Source organism: Nocardioides sp., assembly GCF_036401255.1.
GTDB lineage: Bacteria > Actinomycetota > Actinomycetes > Propionibacteriales > Nocardioidaceae > Nocardioides.
In genome coordinates, this window is record NZ_DASWVI010000222.1 from 1 (window position 1) to 3,185 (window position 3,185).

Below are 3,185 nucleotides of genomic sequence, written 5' to 3' on the forward strand. Positions count from 1 at the left end.
GCCCGGCGCCGGTGGTCACCGGAGCCGCCGAGGGCGAGGTAGGCGGCGCCGCCGGCGCAGCTGCCCGACGCGTCGAGCAGCGAGCCCTTCAGCCACGCGGGGGTGGCGGGAGCGGCGACCTCGAACGACAGGCCGGCGAGCCGGGTCTTGACCCAGCCCTCCCGCTCGACGAGGTCGCGGCAGGCGTGGCAGGAGTGCACGTGCTCCCACGCGCGCTCGGTGTCCTCGGCGGAGAGCTGCCCGTCGAGCAGCGCGCTGGCCCGCGAGCCCAGGTGGTGGCCGATCACGTCGTGGACCCCCAGCCGGACAGGAGCGGCCCGGACGCGGGCCCGGCGTACCGGACCCGGCCGGCGGACGGGGCGCGGTGGGCCAGGGCGGTGCGCAGCATCGCGCGGCCCCGGTGGATGCGGGAGCGGACGGTCCCGAGCTTGGCGCCGAGGATCTCGGCGATCTCCTCGTAGCTGAGCCCCTCGACGTCGCAGAGCACCACCGCGGCGCGGAAGTCCGGCGGCAGGGTCGCGAGCGCGCGCTCGATGTCGTCGTCGAAGGTGCGGTCGGCGTACGCCGCGTCCGGCGTCGGCGAGGTGCTGGTGAGCCGGTCGGCACGGTCGTCGGACAACGCGTCGAAGCGGATCCGCTGCTTGCGGCGGGCCTGGTCGAGGAACAGGTTGGTGGTGATGCGGTGCAGCCAGCCCTCGAAGGTGCCGGGGGTGTAGGTCGACAGCGACCGGAAGACCCGGACGAAGACCTCCTGGGTCAGGTCCTCGGCGTCGTGGCGGTTGCCGGTGAGGCGGTAGGCGAGTCGGAACACGCGATCGGAGTGCTGCTCGACGATCTCCTCCCAGGAGGGGATGCCCTCGACGTCACCAGCGGGAGCCACCGGTGTGTCCATGGGTGCCTCCTGCGGCTGGTGCGAGCGCTTGCGTGCCTGGGTGAACAGTGCCTTGTCCTTCCTCACGGTAGAGACACCTGCTGAGAGTTTGCTGTGAGGCAGGTGTTGAGTTCCCGTGCCTGCCTCACCCAGGACAACGCGCGTGGGTCCCGCTGCGTTCCCGCCGATCGCGATACGGTGAGTCCGCGCGACAAGCCCCAGGAGGCCACCATCACCACGCCGATCAAGCCCGCGAGCTGGTCCTACGCCGAGGCGTACGTCGCCGAGGACGACGTCCTCGCGGCGGCCCGGTCCCGGGCCGAGGAGGTCGGGGTCGCCCCGATCGGTTCCGGCGGAGGTGCCGCGCTGCGGTTCCTCGCCTCCGTGCTCGACGCCCGCGCGGTGGTCGAGATCGGCACCGGCACCGGCGTCTCCGGGCTGTGGCTGCTGCGCGGGATGCGCTCGGACGGCGTGCTCACCACCGTCGACATCGAGGCCGAGCACCAGCGGCTGGCCCGCCAGTCGTTCACCGAGGCCGGCATCCCCAACCAGCGCGCCCGCACGATCTCCGGCGCGGCCCTCGACGTGCTCCCCCGGCTCACCGACGGCCACTACGACCTGGTGTTCTGCGACGGCGACAAGACCGAGTACTCCGCCTACCTGCGCGAGGCGCTGCGGCTGCTGCGTCCCGGCGGCGTGGTCGCGTTCGACAACGCGCTGTGGCACGACCGGGTCGCCGACCCGGCCCAGCGCGACGAGGAGACCGTCGCCATCCGCGAGCTGGGCCGCCAGATCGCCGAGCACGACGACCTGGTCTCGGTGCTGCTGCCGGTCGGCGACGGCCTGCTGGTCGCCAAGAAGGAGTGGAACCCCGAGGCCTGAGTCTCGGGGCGGCTCGGATCTCCCGTCGAGTGACGCGGAATGGTCCAGATCCAGGCCAGATCCCAGCCAGTTCGCGTCACTCGACGGGAGATCAGTAGCGCCCGGCCGCCAGGAAGCCCGACCCACCCTCGGCGACCGCGACGATGTCACACTCCTCGATGAGGATCGGCGCGCTGCCGATGATCTGCGAGCCCGGGGACTCCGCGGCGGTCCGGGTGAAGCCCTCCTGGAAGGCCTCGCGCGCCTCGTCGCTGGCGAACACGTAGCAGCCCTCGAACCACTCCCCCGGCCGGCAGCGCCAGGTCTTGAACCGCAGCCCGTCCTGGCCGGTGAAGCGGGCGTGCGAGGTGTCCGCGACGTACGCCGCGAGCTGCTCCTCCACACCCGCGGGGGCGTCGGCGAGGGACCAGCGGACGGTGAGACCCTTCACGACCGGACGCCTTCCAGGGGCTGCTCGGAGCCCAGCCAGGCGAGCAGCGCCCGGGCCCCGAAGCCGGTGGGGCCCGTCGTCCACTCGTGGCGCTCCTCGGGAGCATCGCCGACGGAGGCGATGTCGAGGTGGGCCCAGGGCACGTCACCGACGAAGTGCTGCAAGAACAGCGCGGCCATGATCGCCGCGGGGCCGCCGGGCAGGTTCTGCGCGTCGGCGACCGTCGAGGAGAGCTTGGACTCGTAGGCGCTCGTGAGCGGGAAGCGCCACAGCGGCTCGCCGGCGCGCTCGGCGGCGGTGTGCAAGGTGGCGGCCAGCGCGTCGTCGGTGGCGAAGAAGCCGCCGACCTGCTGCCCGAGCGCGACCTTCATCCCGCCCGTGAGCGTCGCGACGTCGACCAGCACGGCGGGCTCGATCTCGGCGACGGCGTACGCGAGCGCGTCGGCGAGCACCAACCGCCCCTCGGCGTCGGTGTTGGTGACCTCGGTCGTGCGGCCGCCGTAGTGGCGGATCACGTCGCCGGGACGCAGCGCGTCCCCGCCGATCGCGTTCTCCGCGGCCGCGACGAGCCCGACGACGCGCACCGGGCAGCCGACGTCGCGCAGCGCCGCCATGGTGGCGAGCACGACGGCCCCGCCGGTCATGTCGCGCTTCATGTTCACCATCGCCTCGCCGGGCTTGATGGACAGCCCGCCGGAGTCGAAGGTGATGCCCTTGCCGACCAGCACGACGGTGGGCGTACGCCGGCCCGCGCGCCGCGGGCTGTAGTCGAGGCGGATCAGGCGGGGTGGCGTCGCGGACGCCCGGCCGACCGCCAGCAGGCCGCCGAAGCCCTCCTCGGCGAGCCGGTGCTCGTCCCAGACCGTCGCCTCGAGGCCGCTCTCGCGGGCGATCTCCTCGGCCTGGGCCGCGAGCCAGGGCGGGTTCTTCAGGTTGGAGGGGACCGTGCTCAGCAGCCGCGCGCGCCAGCCGGCGCCGCCCACGGCGACAGCCCGGTCCAGC

At 73.5% G+C, this 3,185-nt stretch carries 4 protein-coding genes and 1 pseudogene; 1 reads left to right on the plus strand and 4 read right to left on the minus strand.

Going from position 1 to position 3,185, the window contains the following annotated elements:
- Together VGD85_RS10370 and sigE are read right to left on the minus strand one after the other, a co-directional pair.
- Positions 1 to 287: hypothetical protein (locus VGD85_RS10370; protein WP_331063361.1), on the minus strand; the 287-nt coding region annotated here is incomplete at its 3' end.
- On the minus strand, positions 284 to 958 hold the full coding sequence (sigE, locus tag VGD85_RS10375; protein ID WP_331063362.1) for an RNA polymerase sigma factor SigE: 675 nt from the start codon (positions 956 to 958) through the stop codon (positions 284 to 286). The genes VGD85_RS10370 and sigE, both read right to left, overlap by 4 nt.
- 111 nt (positions 959 to 1,069) lie before the next feature.
- Here sigE and VGD85_RS10380 point away from each other — a divergent pair, with 111 nt between their 5' ends.
- Complete coding sequence (locus tag VGD85_RS10380; RefSeq protein ID WP_331063363.1) at positions 1,070 to 1,753, plus strand: O-methyltransferase; 684 nt, start codon at positions 1,070 to 1,072, stop codon at positions 1,751 to 1,753.
- Positions 1,754 to 1,844: 91 nt separating this feature from the next.
- Here VGD85_RS10380 and VGD85_RS10385 read toward each other — a convergent pair whose 3' ends face one another.
- Together VGD85_RS10385 and VGD85_RS10390 are read right to left on the minus strand one after the other, a co-directional pair.
- The gene (locus VGD85_RS10385; protein WP_331063364.1) at positions 1,845 to 2,183 is read right to left on the minus strand and encodes a hypothetical protein; all 339 of its coding nucleotides are present in this window, start codon (positions 2,181 to 2,183) and stop codon (positions 1,845 to 1,847) included.
- Positions 2,180 to 3,185, minus strand: a pseudogene (locus VGD85_RS10390) (M17 family metallopeptidase); the annotation flags it as partial. The gene VGD85_RS10385 and the pseudogene VGD85_RS10390, both read right to left, overlap by 4 nt.